General features: G+C 65.1%; 13 protein-coding genes. 5 read left to right on the top strand and 8 right to left on the bottom strand.

What is annotated here, in order from left to right; all coding sequences use genetic code 11:
• The first annotated feature begins 47 nt into the window (after nt 1–47).
• On the top strand, nt 48–572 hold the full coding sequence (locus JQ604_RS10290; RefSeq protein WP_212356166.1) for an isochorismatase family protein: 525 nt from the start codon (nt 48–50) through the stop codon (nt 570–572).
• 15 nt (nt 573–587) lie between these two features.
• Here JQ604_RS10290 and JQ604_RS10285 read toward each other — a convergent pair whose 3' ends face one another.
• From JQ604_RS10285 to JQ604_RS10270, 4 genes are all read right to left on the bottom strand, one after another.
• Nucleotides 588–1,055: a GcrA family cell cycle regulator gene (locus JQ604_RS10285; protein WP_212356164.1), complete on the bottom strand. Its 468-nt coding sequence runs from the start codon at nt 1,053–1,055 to the stop codon at nt 588–590.
• A 39-nt stretch (nt 1,056–1,094) separates the two neighbouring features.
• Nucleotides 1,095–1,295, bottom strand: coding sequence for a hypothetical protein (locus tag JQ604_RS10280; RefSeq protein ID WP_212356162.1), 201 nt, complete (start codon nt 1,293–1,295; stop codon nt 1,095–1,097).
• 466 nt (nt 1,296–1,761) lie between these two features.
• Nucleotides 1,762–3,588 carry an AMP-binding protein gene (locus JQ604_RS10275; protein WP_212356160.1) on the bottom strand — a complete coding sequence of 609 codons (1,827 nt, stop codon included), beginning with the start codon at nt 3,586–3,588 and terminating at the stop codon, nt 1,762–1,764.
• Between the two features lie 82 nt (nt 3,589–3,670).
• Nucleotides 3,671–4,612 carry an acetamidase/formamidase family protein gene (locus JQ604_RS10270; protein ID WP_212356158.1) on the bottom strand — a complete coding sequence of 314 codons (942 nt, stop codon included), beginning with the start codon at nt 4,610–4,612 and terminating at the stop codon, nt 3,671–3,673.
• 246 nt (nt 4,613–4,858) lie between these two features.
• Here JQ604_RS10270 and JQ604_RS10265 point away from each other — a divergent pair, with 246 nt between their 5' ends.
• The 3 genes from JQ604_RS10265 to JQ604_RS10255 all read left to right on the top strand — a co-directional run bounded on the left by JQ604_RS10265 (nt 4,859) and on the right by JQ604_RS10255 (nt 7,757).
• A complete protein-coding gene (locus JQ604_RS10265; RefSeq protein WP_212356156.1) occupies nt 4,859–5,662 on the top strand; it encodes a YdcF family protein in 804 nt (267 codons plus the stop codon).
• A 39-nt stretch (nt 5,663–5,701) separates the two neighbouring features.
• On the top strand, nt 5,702–6,487 hold the full coding sequence (locus JQ604_RS10260) for a DUF169 domain-containing protein (RefSeq protein WP_212356154.1): 786 nt from the start codon (nt 5,702–5,704) through the stop codon (nt 6,485–6,487).
• A 94-nt stretch (nt 6,488–6,581) separates the two neighbouring features.
• Nucleotides 6,582–7,757 (top strand): saccharopine dehydrogenase family protein, encoded by a 1,176-nt coding sequence (locus tag JQ604_RS10255; protein WP_212356152.1) that lies wholly within the window; start codon nt 6,582–6,584, stop codon nt 7,755–7,757.
• Between the two features lie 152 nt (nt 7,758–7,909).
• Here the strand turns inward: JQ604_RS10255 and JQ604_RS10250 are convergent, their stop codons facing one another.
• The gene (locus tag JQ604_RS10250; RefSeq protein WP_212356149.1) at nt 7,910–9,106 is read right to left on the bottom strand and encodes an FAD-dependent oxidoreductase; all 1,197 of its coding nucleotides are present in this window, start codon (nt 9,104–9,106) and stop codon (nt 7,910–7,912) included.
• Between the two features lie 145 nt (nt 9,107–9,251).
• Here JQ604_RS10250 and JQ604_RS10245 point away from each other — a divergent pair, with 145 nt between their 5' ends.
• Nucleotides 9,252–9,722 carry a MarR family winged helix-turn-helix transcriptional regulator gene (locus JQ604_RS10245; RefSeq protein WP_212356922.1) on the top strand — a complete coding sequence of 157 codons (471 nt, stop codon included), beginning with the start codon at nt 9,252–9,254 and terminating at the stop codon, nt 9,720–9,722.
• Here the strand turns inward: JQ604_RS10245 and JQ604_RS10240 are convergent.
• The 3 genes from JQ604_RS10240 to JQ604_RS10230 form a co-directional block, all read right to left on the bottom strand.
• Entirely contained in the window at nt 9,697–10,956 is a 1,260-nt protein-coding gene (locus JQ604_RS10240; protein ID WP_212356147.1) for an O-antigen ligase family protein, read from the bottom strand. The genes JQ604_RS10245 and JQ604_RS10240 overlap by 26 nt on opposite strands.
• A gap of 61 nt (nt 10,957–11,017) precedes the next feature.
• Nucleotides 11,018–12,559: an undecaprenyl-phosphate glucose phosphotransferase gene (locus tag JQ604_RS10235; protein WP_212356145.1), complete on the bottom strand. Its 1,542-nt coding sequence runs from the start codon at nt 12,557–12,559 to the stop codon at nt 11,018–11,020.
• 120 nt (nt 12,560–12,679) lie between these two features.
• Complete coding sequence (locus JQ604_RS10230; RefSeq protein ID WP_212356143.1) at nt 12,680–13,825, bottom strand: glycosyltransferase family 4 protein; 1,146 nt, start codon at nt 13,823–13,825, stop codon at nt 12,680–12,682.
• Nucleotides 13,826–13,827 lie beyond the last annotated feature (2 nt).

The following is a 13,827-nucleotide window of genomic DNA, read 5'->3' as shown; positions in this document are numbered from 1 at the left end:
CGGTCTCTGCTATGACGAGGTCCTGTGACTCGCGCGGGGCCGTGGCAATGGATGCGCTCATCGTTGTTGACATGCAGATGGGTCTGCATGACGGCACGCCCAAGCATGATCTGCCTGATGTCATTGAGCGCATTAATTTGCTCTCCCACAGGGTCCGCACGCTTGGCGGCGCCGTGATCTGGATCAGACATTGCGGCAAGGCTGGCGATGGATTTGAGCGGGGCACGAGCGGTTGGGAGTTTCTTCCCGAATTGGTCCGATGCGACCAGGACATCGTCGTCGAAAAGACCTTGAACGATCCCTATGTTGGCACGGCGCTCGGCGGGACGTTGAATCGGCTACAGCCGCGTCGTGTGCTCGTCACGGGCTGGGCAACTGATTTTTGCGTCGATGCGACGGTTCGATCAACCGTCTCGCATGATCACCACGTGATCGCCGTCAGCGATGCCCACACCTTGAGTGATCGACCCCATCTGCCCGCGACGACCGTGATCGCCCATCACAACTGGATCTGGAGTGAGCTCATCACGAACCGTTCGGTTCGCGTTGTCAGCACAAATGAGCTGCTTTGAATCGGAGGCGCTGATCTACCCCCGCGCCACCCGCAGCCGCGGGCCGGTGCGATAGGCGAGGCGGGAATGGCCGGTGCAATAGGGCGTGCCCTTGAGCGGCGGGTTGCCGCAGAAGCGGAGGTCGTCGGTCTCGGGGACATCGATCGGCCAGCGGCAGCGCTGCGCGCTCAAGTCGAGGAGCGAGCAGGGATGCGCGCTGGTGACCTTGATGTCTTCGACCGGCTCGTCCTCATAGACCACCTGCAGTAAGCGATATTGCTGCGCGGGCGTGCCTTTCGCCGTGGACTCGGCCGCGGTCTTGCGGGTCTTGCGTTCCGGGGCCGGGCCGCCGCGCGTCAGATTGAGCCGCGACAGCTTGCCGATCACGGCGTTGCGGCTGACGCCGATATTGACCGCGATGTCGCGGCAGGAAAGTCCGTCGGCAAAATAGGCCTTGAGCTGTTCGACGCGCTCGGTGGTCCAGGTGGGTTGGATCGCGATCATGGTCCTGCTTTCTGCAAAACCCGCCGCGTCCAGCCGTCCTCAGGGCGCGCGTCCGTTGTCGCGGATGGACAGCAGCCCGTCCTTGATGGCGAGCCGGATGCCTTCCTCGATCAATGTCTTCGCAACGCCTGGAACGCTCGTGCCGTGGGTGCCCTGTCTCACCAGCTTCTCGAGATACGCGATGGTCGAGAGCGCCAACGTGACTGGTACGCGGTCGGTTTCGGCTTTTTCCGTAGCCATGAGGAACGCTAACTATAAAACTCTGTACTGAAAAGTATCTATTTAGACTCTATTAAGTTATCCACGGGCTCGTCAAGCCGGTTTGGCCGGGGTCTCGGGTCCCGGGTCCGGCTGAACAGGTCCGGGAGCCGGACGATCAGGCTCTTTCGACTGACAAGTGCCCCAACTGATTTTCGGAGTGGCCTCATTTGACCTAGTCTAGGTTGGACAGGTCCAGCTGGAGGCCGGAAGGCATTGACCTCGACCTTTACGCAAGTTGCCGCAGTCACCGCTGGCGTAGCGGTATTGGCCACGGTTTTCATTCTCCCGACGAGCGGGGGATTGCGGAACGGTCTCATCATTACGGTGGCGCTTGGCGTCACCGCAGCCTTGCTATTGGCCGTCGTTCGCCAGTTCGGCTGACGAGCAAGGCCGTTTCGGTGACCTGATCTGAATCCGGGTGTGCGCCGCGGCCGCGGCGTCCCGCCTAGCCGCTCATCTCGACCTTGACCGGAAACTTCTTCAGCAGCCGCTCAGCGGTCTGCGCCTTGTCCGCCGAGGCCTTTACGCGAAGGAACAGGCCGCGCGATGGATCGGTGATCGGCTCGACGCTGACATCGGCGGAGAGACCTTCAGCCGCGAGCAGTTCGCGGGCGGCTTCGCCGGCGGCGATCTCGCGCAGCTTCGGCTTGAAGATCTTGCCGACCGGCGTCACCGGCATTTCCGCAATCACCGAGACCGCGCGTGGCCGCGCCGGCGGCTCCGGGATGTTCTCCTGCACGAAGGCGGCGAGCTCTTGCGGATCGATCGTCACGCCCGGCTGCGTCGAGACGAACAGCATCGGCACTTCGCCCGCATAGGAGTCGGGACGGCCGACTGCGGCGGCGAGCGCGACGCCGGGGAATTGCAGCGCGGCGTCCTCGATCGCGCGCGGATCGATGTTGTGGCCGCCGCGGATGATGACGTCCTTGGCGCGGCCCATGATGTAGACGAAGCCGTCGGCATCGATGCGGCAGATGTCGCCGGTGCGCAGCCAGCCGTCGAGGAAGGCCTCTTCGGTCTGCTTCCTGTCGACATAGCCGGCGAACACCTGCGGGCCGCGCGTCAGCAGCTCGCCGACCGGCGAGGGCCATGGTCCCTGATGCAGCTTGCCGCCGTCGAGGATCGCGAGCTCGACCATCGGATTGCGGGTGCCGACGCTTTCCGCGCGCGGCTTGACGCCATGGACGTCATGCGTGATCGCGCCGGCAAGCTCGGTCATGCCGTAGAGCTGCTGGATGCAGGGGCCGCCCCAGGTCGCGAGATAGCGCCGTTCAATCTCGAGCGGGCAGATCGAGGCGCCCGTGGCGGTGACACGCAGGCTCGAAATATCGGCGTCGCCGACCGGCACGTCGGCGATGGCGCCGAGCGCGGTCGGCACGTTGCCGGCGATATTGACGCGGTACTTCTCGATGATCTTCCAGAAATGCGTGATCAGCGCCGGATCGCGCGCGCCGGCAGGGCCGGGGATGAACATCGTGGTGCCGGCCGACAGCGAATTCGCGACCGTGCAGAACAGGCCGCCGACATGGAACAGCGGCAGCGTGATCATGACCCGCTCGCCGCGATGGAAGTCGAGCGCCATGCGTGATGACAGGGTGGAGGCGACCATCGCGCGGTTGGTCAGCCGCGCCACCTTGGGATGGCCGGTGGTGCCGCCGGTCGGCAGCATCACGGCGACGCGGTCGGGCTCGCTCGCATCCTTCGCGTGGCCGTAATCGTTGCGCCAGGACGGATCGGGCTGCAGCACCTCGCCGTCGAAGGAGATCGTGCCGTCGAGCGGCACGATGACGATGCGCTGCAGCGTCGGGACGTCGCGATGCAGGCCCTCGACCCGCTCGAACAAGCCGCCCGGCATGCCCGGCGGCGGCGCCAGCAGCAGCTTGGCCTTGATGGCATTGAGCTGGGCGATGATGGCTTCGCGCGTGAACAGCAGATTCAGCGGCTCGGCGACGCCGCAGGCGGCGGCACCGAAGATCGCAGCGATCGTCGCCGGTCCCGCCGGCAGCAGGATCGCGACCGCGTCGTCCTTGCCGATACCTTGCGCGCGGAAGAAATTCTCGGCCGCCTTGACGCAGCCCATCAGGTGATCGTTCGACAGCACCACCGGATTCGGATCGAGGGGGCTGCGCAGATAGATGATGCCTTCCGCCTCGGGCGCGCCGAGCGGCCCGCGGGCGATGAGGTCGAGGATGCGCGGGCAGGCGGCGAGCGTCTCCTGCATCTCCTTGTCGCGCGCGGCCTCGTCGGCCGGTGAAAGCCTGTCCTTCAGCATGTCTCATCCCTAATATTCTTGTTTGGTCGGCGGATTGTATCGAGCCGCATACGTCAAAGACAAGTGCGGCTGATGGCCGTCGTCAGCCGTGGACGACTGATTTAGCAATCATGCAGTGGATGCCCTTCGAGCCGTTCACCGTCTGCGTGACGCGCAGGTCGGCGGCAAGGCTGCACAGCGTGTAGGCGTCCTCGCGCGACAGATTCCGTTTTTCGCCGAGGAGGACGATCATGTCGCGCAGCGCGCGCACCACGCATTGGTCGAGGTCGGGATCCATCGCCATGGTCATGTAATGGTCGGCGGTTTCAGCACGCGGATAGGCGAGCTTGAGGTCCTTGCGCAGCGTCAATTTGAAGCGGCCGGTCAGCGCGGTCTCGATCGCGGTGACGCAGACTTCGCCGTCGCCCTGCACGCCATGGCCGTCGCCGCAGGAGAACAGCGCGCCCGGCACGAACACCGGCAGATAGAGCTTGGCGCCGGCCCCTAACTCCTTGTTGTCGAGGTTGCCGCCCATCGCGCGCGGGATCAGCGAGGAGATGCGGCCCCAGGCCGGCGGCGGTGACACGCCCATCACGCCGAAGAATGGCTTGAGCGGCAGGTCCAACCCCCAGGGCATGCGTCCGACCATTCGATCGCGGTCGAGCGGGATGTTGAGGATGCGCATCTCGTGGAAATCGTCGGGCAGGGTGCCGGATAGCGGCTTGATCAGATTGTAGCCCCAGTCCTGGCGGAGCTGGACGTCGAGGATGTCGACTTCCAGCACGTCGCCGGGGGCGGCGCCCTCGACCGCGATCGGGCCGGTGAGGATGTGGCCGGGCACCATCCGCTCGGACCTCGCATGGATATCGTCCAGTTCCGGCGGCACGTGGAATTTGCCGCGATCCGGCACGACGTCCGGCCCGCCGCTGACGGTCTCGATCGTCACCTCGTCGCCGCTTGCGATGGTCAGGACCGGCTTGAGCTTCGCTTCAAAAAAGCCCCAATGGCAGGTTTCGGGAGAGGATTTGAGGTGATGATGGGTCATGTTCGTCTTTTTGATTGGTGACCCCCTTGATTGTGGCCACTTTTGATTGCAACGGCGGCAGCGTATGACTCTGCAGACTTACGATGTCGTCACCCTCATGGTGAGGAGGCGCGCTAGCGCCGTCTCGAACCATGTGGCCCGGCTGCTGGCCTCGTCCTTCGAGACGCTTGCTTCGCAAGCTCCTCAGGATGAGGGGATCAACCGATGATGACGCAACAAACGTAGCAGAACTTCCCAGAGGTTTCCTTGTTTTTTGTTCTCTCCAAGACGCTCGGCATCATGCTGCTGCCGGTGAATCTCCTGATCGGCCTCGGCGTATCAGGTGTGATCCTGCTGGCCACGCGGTTCGCGAGGGCCGGTCGCCGGCTGATGGTCTTCGCGTTGCTGATGCTGCTGGTCTGCGGCTTCTCGCCGCTCGGCAACTGGTTGCTCTATCCGCTGGAACAGCGCTTCCCCGCGTGGGACGCCTCGCGCGGTGCGCCCGACGGCATCATCATCCTCGGCGGCTCGATCGACGCCGATCTCTCGGTCGCGCATGGGACGAGCGTGGTGCGCAGCGCGCCAGACCGCATCCTCACGGCCGCTGCGCTTGCCCGCCGCTATCCGGATGCGCGGCTGGTGTTCACCGGCGGCAGCGCCAACCTGATTTCCAATGATGCGCGCGAAGCCGATTTCGCCGGCGACCTGTTCGAGAGTCTCGGGATTCCAAAGTCGCGGCTGATCATCGAGCGGCAGTCGCGCAACACGGTGGAGAATGCCGAGTTCACGCGCGATCTCGTCAAGCCGAAGCCGGGCGAGCGCTGGCTGCTGATCACGTCCGCTTACCACATGCCGCGCTCGGTCGGCCTGTTCCGCAAGGCCGGCTTTGACGTCGAGGCCTGTCCGGTCGATTGGCGCGTCGGTGGTGCGAGCGACCTCATCAGCTTCAACAAGGCTGCGGTCGAGGGCCTGTCCTCCACCGACATGGCCATGCGCGAATGGATGGGGCTGATCGCCTATCGTCTCAACGGCAAGATGGATGATTTGCTGCCGGGGCCTGTGACGCGGTAGACTTCGTCCAACCACGAAGCAGCGATCCCGGAGCACGCCATGCAGCAGCAGACACCGCCGGAACAGTTCGATCTGGCCGGCATGGTCGCCGATCTCAACAGCCTGTTGCGGCTCAAGACCACGGTGACGGGGATCAAGATGTTCGCCCGCACAGCCGACATGGAGGCGATCCCGAAAATCCGCCGGCCGGGCGCGGTGCACACCACCGACCAGATCGTCAGCATGGCCTCGCGGCTCGGTTGGACCGTCGGCATCACCGCCGACGATCTCGTCGGCGCGCAGTGCCGCGCGGTGATCGGACTGGCGCCGCAGGACGAGAAGTGGCTGTCGGGCGAGAACTATGTCGGCGTCTGGCACGGCACGCTGGAGGATGCGCGCAAGCGCCAGGAGGCGCTCGATGTGGTGCCGTACGGCCAGTACCAGGCGATGGCGGTGAGTCCGCTGACCAGCGGCCGGCTCAATCCGCCGGACATCTGCCTCGTCTATGCGACGCCCGGCCAGATGATCATCCTGATCAACGGCCTGCAATATGTCGGTTACAAGAAATTCGAATGGGGCGTGGTCGGCGAGACCGCGTGCGCGGATTCCTGGGGGCGGGCGCTGAAGACCGGCGAGCCCAGCTTGTCGCTGCCGTGCTTTGCCGAGCGGCGCTATGGCGGCGTGCCCGACGAGGAGATGCTGATGGCGCTGCCGCCGTCGTATCTCGCCAAGGCGATCGAAGGGATGAAGCAGCTCGCCAGGAACGGCCTGCGCTATCCGATCGCGCCCTATGGCATCCAGGCCGATGTGCGCGCCGGCATGGGCGTGTCGTATCCGAAGAAGTAGCCTCCCGCTCGATTGCCAGCGGGGCGAATATGGATTGCTTCGCTGCGCTCGCGATGACAAAAGGGCCTAAATCGCTCCTGAGGGAACTGGATCTATGTCCTCGTCGAAACTCGACATCGTCGTCTATGGCGCAACCGGCTTCACCGGCCAACTCGTCGCCGAATATCTCGCCGCGCGTTACAGCGACGGCAGCCTGAAATGGGCGATGGCCGGCCGCAGCAAGGACAAGCTCGCCTCTGTGCGCGACGCGATCGGCGCGCCTGCGGACACGCCGCTGATCGTCGCCGATGCCAGCGACGTCGCCTCGCTGAAGGCGATGGTCGCCCAGACACAATCGGTGATCTCGACCGTCGGGCCGTACCAGCTCTACGGCAACGAACTGATCGAGGTCTGCGTCGAAGCCGGTAGTGCGTATTTCGATCTGTGCGGCGAGCCGGTCTGGATGCGGCAGATGATCGACAAGCACGAGGCGGCGGCGAAGGCGAGCGGCGCGCGCATCGTGTTCTCCTGCGGCTTCGACTCCGTGCCGTTCGAACTCGGCACTTTCTTCGTGCAGGAGGAAGCCAAGCGGGTGTTCGGCGCGCCGGCATCGCGCGTCAAGGGCCGCGTGCGCAACATGCGCGGCACGCTGTCGGGTGGCACCGCCTACAGTGCGAAAGCGACCTTCGATGCGGTCGCCAAGGATTTGAGCCTGGTCGCCATCCTCAACAACCCCTTCGCACTGACGCCGGGATTTGAGGGAGCAAAACAGCCGCGCGGCAGCAAGCCGTTCTATGAAGAGGACCTGCAGTCCTGGGCCGCGCCGTTCATGATGGCGCTGATCAACACCCGCAACGTCCATCGCTCCAACATGCTGATGGGCTTCCCCTACGGACAAGACTTCGTCTACGACGAGATGGTGCTGACGGGAGCGGGCGAGAAGGGCGAAAAGAACGCCAAGCTGGTGATGGCGGCGAACACCGGCAAGACCGGCCCGGATGCCCCGAAGCCCGGTGAGGGACCGTCGAAGGAAGAGCGCGAGAACGGGCTGTACGATCTGCTCTATGTCGCGATCGCACCCGATGGCCGGACGGTTCGCGCCGGCATCACGGGCGACCGCGATCCCGGCTACGGCTCGACCTCGAAGATGATCTCCGAATGCGCGATCTGCCTGCTGCGCGACACGCCGGATGTGCGGGCCGGCTTCTGGACGCCGGGCGCTGCGATGAAGGACAGACTGATCAAGCGTCTGGTCGACAATGCCGGGCTGACGTTCAAGGTGGAAGCGTAAGGTCGCGCGGCATCTTCCGGTGTCATCGCCCGGCCTGTGCGCTCCTGCGCACATGGACCGGGCGACCCAGTATTCCAGAGACGGCAGCGATTGAGCCGATGAGGCCGCGGCGTACTGGATCCCCGCTTTCGCGGGGATGACAAGTAGAGGCGTTACGCCGCCCGCGGATTGTACGCGTACATGAAGTCCATGCCCTTGGACGACAGCGGCAGCAGCAGCTTCAGCATGTGATCCCGGATCCAGGCGCCGGTGGCGCTGAACTCGCGCTTGCTGTTGCCGTTGCGGCGGGCGAGCGCCACGATCTTCTCGGCGCGGGGCCGACGGTCGAGCTCGAAATTCTGGAAGGTCACGCTGAGCTCCTGCCCCTCGGCCATCAGGCGGCCGAGCCGCAGCGCGTCTTCCAGCGCGAGCGAAGCACCTTGTCCGGCGTGCGGGCTCGTCGCGTGCGCGGCGTCGCCGATCAGCACGGTGCGCTTGCGCGACCAGGTCGGCAGCGTCGCGACGTCGAGCGTATCGGTGACGACGATATTTTCGGCGGCATCGATGATCGCAGGAATCGGATCGTGCCAGCCGGCGTGGAAATCACGGAGGTGCTGGCGGATCTCCTCCTGACTGCGGATGCGATAGGCGGCCGCCGTCATGCCATGCGAGGGCTGTGTGCTCCACCACATCAGGCCGTCGTTCGGACCGTTGCTGCAGAAGCCGTAGCCGAAGAAGCCGCTCTGGCCGAACGTGGTCTCGACCCGCTGGCCGATCTCGCGCTTGCCGAGCACCGCGCGCGGCACGAAACCGCCGAAGCCGATCAGGCCGGTGTCGAACGGCGTCGGTCCATCCGGGATCACGTGGCGACGCACGGCGGAATGCACGCCGTCGGCGCCGATCACGAAGTCGCCCTCGGCGGTGGTGCCGTCGGCGAAATAGGCGATCACGGGCTGGTCGCCGCGATCCTCGATCTTGACCAGCCGCTTCTCGAAGAACACGGACACGTTCGACGCCCAGGCCTTGTCGACCAGCGCTTCATTGAGCGTGGCGCGGCACATGTTGACCGCGGGCTGGCCGAAGCGCTCGCGCATGTTGTGATTGAGCGAGCCGAGCTTCTTGCCGCCCTGCGAATAGAAGTCGAAGGATTCGGCGATCGAGCCCTGGCGGATCAACTCGTCGGCGAGGCCGAGCTCGGCCAGCACATGCATGCCGTTCGGCGCGATCTGCAGGCCGCCGCCGATCCCGGTGGAGTAGGGCCAGGACTCGTAGATCTCGGCCTCGATGCCGGCGCGCTTCATGAACATCGCGGCCACGGGGCCTGCGATGCCGGCGCCGATAACCAGGGCTTTACGGGGATGTCGTGTCATGCCTTGCTCCCTGCGGTCGGGTGGGGTAGGGAAAGATTAGTAGCTAATTCTCTTAGTTACTAAGATATCAAATCGGTAAGAGACAGGACCTTCCTTGTCAAGGACGAAATCGCGCGAGACGCTGTTGCAGGAGCTCGAGGAAGCCATGCGGCGCTCCTCGGCGCAGGGCGTGATGTACGGCCAAGCCGTTGCCAACATTGCCGGAATTGCCCAATCCGACATGGAATGCATGGACATCCTGTTTCTGGAGGGACGCGTCACCGCCGGTCGTCTCGCAGAAGTGACCGGGCTAACGACGGGCGCGATCACCGGCGTGGTCGATCGGCTGGAGAAGGCGGGCTATGTCCGCCGCGAGCGCGACGCCAGCGACCGCCGCAAGGTCTTCATCTCCGTGGTGGTGGAGAAGGCCGAGGAGATCGGCAAGTTCTACGTGCCGATGCAGGCGGCGATGCAGAAGGTTTGGGGTGGCTACAACGACGAGGAGCTGCGGTTGCTGCTGCGCTTCGCCAATGACGGCTACAAGGGCGTGCTGGAGGCGACCGAGGCGCTGAAGGGCGTGATCGAGACGCCGCCCGCGAAGCGCGCCAGCCTCAAGATGAAGCCGCCGATCCGGTAGCGTTGGCGGCGCGCCAGGTTTCCGCGGCGGCGTACATGCCCCACATCGTGCCCAGCATCATCCAGAAATGCCGCCAGTGGTCGGTATCGATGATGAAGGCTTCGCCCACCGTGCCGAGGAAGGCGGCGAAGATCGCCAGATACGTGCGCTGCCAGGGCACGCGCACGAAGACGTAGCGGAAGCCGGTGAGCACGCTGACGAACACCAGCGCCGGATAGCACAGCCCCGAGATCCAGCCGCCCGACATGAAGGCGTTGAGATAGGAGTTGTGAGTGTCCTCGGGGAAATAGTTGTGGAACTGCAGCGGCCCGATGCCGAACGGCAAATCGAGCGCCATCTGGGCGCCGAGGATGTGGCGGCCGAAGCGGCCGAACCGGCCCTCGTCATAGCTCTGGTCGAAGCTCGCGCGCTGCTTGAACATCTGTGCGATCGAGTCGAATGACAGGAGCACCGCGATCAGCGCCACCGCGACGATCACCGCGACCAGCGCCATCACGATGATGCGCGAGCGCTGCGCCTGCGAGCGGCTGGTCAGCACCATCATTGCCAGCATGAAGGCCGAGGTGATGACGAGGCCGCCCCAGGCGGCGCGCGAGAACGCGAGCAGGATCGCCAGCGACATGATGCCGAACGCGATGGCGTTGCGGAAGGCCTTGCCAAATCGGTCCGAGACCACGCTCTGCAGCGCGAACAGGGCAGGCAGGATCAGGAACGCGCCGAGCACGTTCGGGTCCTTGAAGGTGCCGCGGGCGCGATCGTACAGCGTCAGCAGGTCGTAGCCGCCGGGCACCAGATGGAAGTAGCCGCCGATCCCCGCGAGCGAGGCGATCATCGCCCCGACCACGAGCCCGCGCCGGAGCATGTCGAGCCGCGCCTCGGTATCCTCTGATATCACCATGGCGAACAGGATCACGGTGATGGCCATGTACCAGGAGGTGAAGATCCAGTTCATCACCTCCGACTTGTCGAGGAACGGGATCGCGCCGATGCTGTAGCCGGTGTTGAGCACGACCAGTGCGAACAGCAGCGGCATGAACACGAGCCGCATCCGCATGCCGGTGGCGAAGAACAGCACGCTGGCGATCAGCGTGACGATCTCATAGGGGCTCGGCTCGATGAAGACGATGGCGCCGGACGCGCCGGCCAGCCACACCAGCGCCCGCTGCAGCGCCAGCACGCCGGGCGCTGCCGTCGCGTGCGGATATGCAGTGCCGGCTGTCGCCGCATAGGCCATCGGATACTCACGCAACGCAACAGGTACACAAGCCTGCCGGGCACGCGCCCGGCGCAGCGAATTAGTAGGCGTTCTCGTTCTTGGTCAGCAGCGAGATCGGCGTCTTCAGCAGGATGAAGAGGTCGAACAGCACCGACCAGTTCTCGATGTAGTAGAGGTCGAACTCGACGCGTTTCTGGATCTTCTCTTCATTGTCGATCTCGCCGCGCCAGCCGTTGATCTGGGCCCAGCCGGTGATCCCGGGCTTGACGCGGTGGCGGGCGAAATAGCCGTCGACGGCCTCGTCGAACAGCCGGCTCTGCAGCTTGCCCTGCACGGCATGCGGACGCGGGCCGACCAGCGAGAGGTTGCCCTTGAACACCACGTTGAACAGCTGCGGCAGCTCGTCGAGGCTGGTCTTGCGAATGAAGCGGCCGACGCGGGTGACGCGCGGATCGTTCTTGGTCACAACCTTCGAGGCGGTCGGGTCGGCCTGGTGGTGATACATCGAGCGGAATTTGTAGACGTCGATGCGCTCATTGTTGAAGCCGAAGCGCTTCTGGCGGAACAGCACCGGGCCGGGGCTGTCGAGCTTCACCGCCAGCGCGACCAGCGCCATGACCGGTAGCGCCGCGAGCAGCGCGAGGCTGCCGACCACGCGGTCGAACAACCATTTCATGACCAGATCCCAATCGGTGATCGGTGCCTCGAACACGTCGAGCGTCGGCACTTCGCCGAGATAGGAATAGGAGCGGGGACGGAAGCGCAGCTTGTTGGTGTGCGCCGACAGGCGGATGTCGACCGGCAGCACCCAGAGCTTTTTCAGCATCTCCAGGATGCGCGTCTCCGCCGAGATCGGCAGCGCGAACAGCACGAGATCGACGCGGGTGCGGCGGGCGAACTCGACGATGTCGTCGACCTTGCCGAGCTTGCGCGCCCCGGCGCAGGTGTCGAGCGCGCGGCCGTCATTGCGGTCGTCGAATACGCCGAGCACGTGGATGTCGGAATCGTCCTGCGCCTTCAGCGCCTCGACCAGCTGCTCGCCGTTCTGGTCGGCGCCGACGATGATGGTGCGGCGATCGAGCCGGCCGTCGCGCGCCCAGGCGCGGACCAGGCTGCGCAGCGCCAGCCGCTCGATGATCAGCGCGGCGAGGCCGACGAAGAAGAACGACGACAGCCAGACCCGCGAGACCTCGCCGCCGAGTTTGGCCAGGAACGACACGCCGATGAACAGCAGGAAGACGAATGCCCATGACGAGATCATCAGCGTCATCTGGCGGAGCTGGCCGCGGAACACCTGCACCTGGTAGATATCGGCGGCCTGGAAGCACACCACTGCCGCGATGCTCATGCCGAGGATCGACGCGATATATTCCCAGTGGAAGCCGGCGAGCGGCATCACATAGGCGAGATAGAGCCCGACGCCGACCAGGGTGAGCAGCACGAAATCGGCGACGCGCGCGCCACCGGCGATCACGATCGGCGAATAGGCGCCGCGGACCTTCTGGTTGGTGACTTCGAGCGCGGCCGGCGACAAGCGGCGCCGGCGTTCCACTTGCGGACGGCCGGCTGTTGCCGTTGCCGCCGCCGCATCGAGCATTGAGCGAGCGTTGATCTGTTCCACGTCTCTGCGTCCGTTTTCGCGCATGCAATCCAAATAGGCATGCGCTCGCCGGGGCGAAATTCCCCAGCCCTGGAACCTAAGGAGCAAATCGGAAGAAACGGTTACGTCGGTAAGGAATGGTTAACGGTTGGCAAATGCGTCGCGATAGCCGGCGAGCACGCCCTCGACCATGGCGCTTTGCGAGAAATGCTGCTCTATCCGTTCCCGCAGTTTCTGCGCGCGTGCTTGCGTCGCAACGGGATTGTCCAGCGCCGCCTTGATGGCCTCGGCCATCGCGCTGGCATTGCTCGGCGCAAACAGCGCGTCCTTGTGGGTGTCGAAGATTTCAGGGATGCCGCCGACATTGGCCGCGATCATCGGGATTCCGGCCGCGCCGGCCTCGATCACCACATAGGGCATGGAATCGCCGCGCGAGGGAACCACCAGCAGGCTGCCCTTGGAGAAGCCGTAGCGCGCCTTGACATGGCCGATGAAGCGCACGGCATCGCCCAGCGCCAGGCGCCTGACCTGTTCCTTCAGCTTCTCGAATTCCTCGCCATCGCCACCCAGCGTCAGCGTCACCGGCTTGCCGCCGGCACGCAGCTGCGCCACCGCGTCGATCAGGAGATCGGCGCCCTTGATGTGGCGGAACTCGCCGACATAGACGAGGTCGGTGGCGTCATCGGCCTTGACGACAGGCTCGAATTCCTCGGCGGTCACGCCGTTGAAGACGCAGCGCACGAGGCCAGCCGGCGTGCCGACCGTGCGCTGATAGGTGTCGCGGGCGAATGCGCTCTCGAACAGGAACAGGTCGGTGCTGTTCATCTGGGTCCGCTCGAGGCGGGCGTAGAGATTGCCCTTCAGCGTGTCGAGCGGGTAGTGCAGCGAACCGCCATGCGGCGTGTAGATGCGGATGGTCGTCTTCGAGCGCGGCCGCATCCGGACATAGGTGCCGGCCTTGGCGCCGTGGCCGTGCAGCACCTGGGGCTTCAGCTTCATGATCAGGCGGACGATCTGGAGGAACGCCATCGCGTCGCCGAGGCCGGGCTCGCGGCGGATCGCGACGCGGTGCACGCCGAGCTTCAGGCGCGGCGCAAGCTCGGCGAACGCGGCGTCGGCGCGCTCGCCGCCGGTGATGCTGTCGGCGATGATGCCGACGTGATGGCCGCGGGCGATCTGGCCGTTGGCGACGTCGAGGATGTGGCGAAAGATGCCGCCGACCGGCGCCCGCACGACATGCAGGATGCGCAGCGGCGTGTCCCGAACCTGGTCCTGATCTTGCGCCATCG

The sequence above is a fragment of the Bradyrhizobium jicamae genome (genome assembly GCF_018130695.1).
Classification (GTDB): domain Bacteria; phylum Pseudomonadota; class Alphaproteobacteria; order Rhizobiales; family Xanthobacteraceae; genus Bradyrhizobium; species Bradyrhizobium jicamae_B.
This window is presented reverse-complemented; position numbering and strand designations above follow the sequence as displayed.

Bases quoted from the DNA above. Each gene is read 5' to 3' on its own strand.
- JQ604_RS10290 (WP_212356166.1), top strand. From the start codon at position 48: ATGGATGCGCTCATCGTTGTTGACATGCAGATGGGTCTGCATGACGGC.
- JQ604_RS10285 (WP_212356164.1), bottom strand. From the start codon at position 1,055: ATGATCGCGATCCAACCCACCTGGACCACCGAGCGCGTCGAACAGCTC.
- JQ604_RS10280 (WP_212356162.1), bottom strand. From the start codon at position 1,295: ATGGCTACGGAAAAAGCCGAAACCGACCGCGTACCAGTCACGTTGGCG.
- JQ604_RS10275 (WP_212356160.1), bottom strand. From the start codon at position 3,588: ATGCTGAAGGACAGGCTTTCACCGGCCGACGAGGCCGCGCGCGACAAG.
- JQ604_RS10270 (WP_212356158.1), bottom strand. From the start codon at position 4,612: ATGACCCATCATCACCTCAAATCCTCTCCCGAAACCTGCCATTGGGGC.
- JQ604_RS10260 (WP_212356154.1), top strand. From the start codon at position 5,702: ATGCAGCAGCAGACACCGCCGGAACAGTTCGATCTGGCCGGCATGGTC.
- JQ604_RS10255 (WP_212356152.1), top strand. From the start codon at position 6,582: ATGTCCTCGTCGAAACTCGACATCGTCGTCTATGGCGCAACCGGCTTC.
- JQ604_RS10250 (WP_212356149.1), bottom strand. From the start codon at position 9,106: ATGACACGACATCCCCGTAAAGCCCTGGTTATCGGCGCCGGCATCGCA.
- JQ604_RS10245 (WP_212356922.1), top strand. From the start codon at position 9,252: ATGCGGCGCTCCTCGGCGCAGGGCGTGATGTACGGCCAAGCCGTTGCC.
- JQ604_RS10240 (WP_212356147.1), bottom strand. From the start codon at position 10,956: ATGGCCTATGCGGCGACAGCCGGCACTGCATATCCGCACGCGACGGCA.
- JQ604_RS10230 (WP_212356143.1), bottom strand. From the start codon at position 13,825: ATGGCGCAAGATCAGGACCAGGTTCGGGACACGCCGCTGCGCATCCTG.